The 1,380-nt window shown below is 58.8% G+C and carries 3 protein-coding genes; 1 reads left to right on the top strand and 2 read right to left on the bottom strand.

Annotated features, from left to right (window positions below; all coding sequences use genetic code 11):
- Positions 1 to 207, top strand: a 207-nt coding sequence (locus tag H7C86_RS37100; RefSeq protein ID WP_220463520.1) for a hypothetical protein, incomplete at its 5' end; no start/stop codon positions are given.
- 159 nt (positions 208 to 366) lie between these two features.
- Here the strand turns inward: H7C86_RS37100 and H7C86_RS36895 are convergent.
- Positions 367 to 1,008, bottom strand: a complete 642-nt coding sequence (locus H7C86_RS36895; protein WP_182263515.1) for a hypothetical protein — start codon at positions 1,006 to 1,008, stop codon at positions 367 to 369.
- 145 nt (positions 1,009 to 1,153) lie between these two features.
- Positions 1,154 to 1,380: hypothetical protein (locus H7C86_RS37105; RefSeq protein ID WP_220463521.1), on the bottom strand; the 227-nt coding region annotated here is incomplete at its 5' end.

Consider the following 1,380-nt stretch of genomic DNA (forward strand, 5'->3'; position numbering starts at 1 on the left):
TCCCCGGTCGTGGGGGTTCTCGACCTCCTCGCGGGGTATTCCGAGGCCCCCACGGGCTCCGAATCCCTCCGAGGCCAAGCGAGACCCCAGAACGACAGTGCCGGAACCAATTCCACAGCGGGCGTCAACGTCACCGGCCTGGTACTCCAATTCGCATCAGGAACCGGAATCGAAGGCAGGTTAGGGCAAGCCATTCTCCCCCACTGATCCAGCCTGCGTCCGGCCCTTCGCGTGCAGCAACCCGCCGCGACCAGGGAACCCCCTAACCAACTCGGCCACTGGCCAGCAGGTAGGGGGTTCTGTGGTCTCCGGGAGACTCCCCCTGATCATCTAGTCTGTGCTGGCCGGGACGCGCTTGAGCTTCGGTCACTTCGCCGTAGCCCTGCCGCGTAGCCCCTGCGGCCGGGTCAATCCATGGCTTGCGACTAGAGAACGCGTCGCGTCTTCGATTGCGTCGAATGCGTTCTCCGTTTCTCTGACCAGTCGCCGCACTTCGAGAACAGATGTCTCGGGTATCACACCCTTGTCGACGTAATTGGTCGGCAGCATAACCTCCCCAAAAGTCAGTTCTCGAAGCTGCTCAAGCGTGGAGTTCAAAAATCGGTCGACGGTTAGGAGTGAAACCATTTGAACTCTTCGCCGCAGTTCTTCGGTGTGTTCTTCGTACATCTGGATCTGATTCTCGACAACATCGCTAGCTGCCTCACTCAGCGCTTTGTCAGCCTCGCTCGACCCCTCGCGATCCGCTGCGGCGTCCGCATCACGACCCTGCACCCAAGCAACCGCGAGGTCTGTCTGCAGGCGTGTAGTCGTCGCACGCAATGCCAAGAGTTCGCTGACTTCCTCTCGCAGCTTGTCTTCGACCTGCAACTCGCGGTCTCGTTGTTTCTCGGAACGCGAGTTGCGTTGGGTCAAGAAGACTCCGCCTAGCGCTAGCACTCCGCCCATCGCTGGCCCGCTGACCAGTTGCGCCCATAAACTCATCTGCGGATCGTAAGCGACCACCACGACAGCTACCCTGCTGACGGACGTTCACAGGATGAATGCCTTCATCAGTGCCACTCGACCGAGACACTCGACACCGAATAACAGTCTCGATTGCGATTCGCTTACCCTCGCATTTGTGGAAACTGCCCAAATCGCCCTCATAGTTTCAGTTGTCAGCGCGTGTGTCACGCTCGGCGGCCTTGTGTGGCAGTTCATGCTCTATAGACTCTCCGGGTCTCGCTTGAAGGTCCGTTTGCGGCCGGGATTTCTCGATCACCAAAACACTATTTACCGAGGCAAAGGAAGAAGTGGGCTCCCGGCCAATCAACATCTCTTCGAGGTCAAGTCCAAATGTGTGGTGTGTGAGGACGGGCACTGCGTAATCTCCTCGTT

It is taken from the genome of Rhodococcus sp. UFZ-B548 (assembly GCF_903819475.1).
Lineage (GTDB): Bacteria > Actinomycetota > Actinomycetes > Mycobacteriales > Mycobacteriaceae > Rhodococcus_F > Rhodococcus_F erythropolis.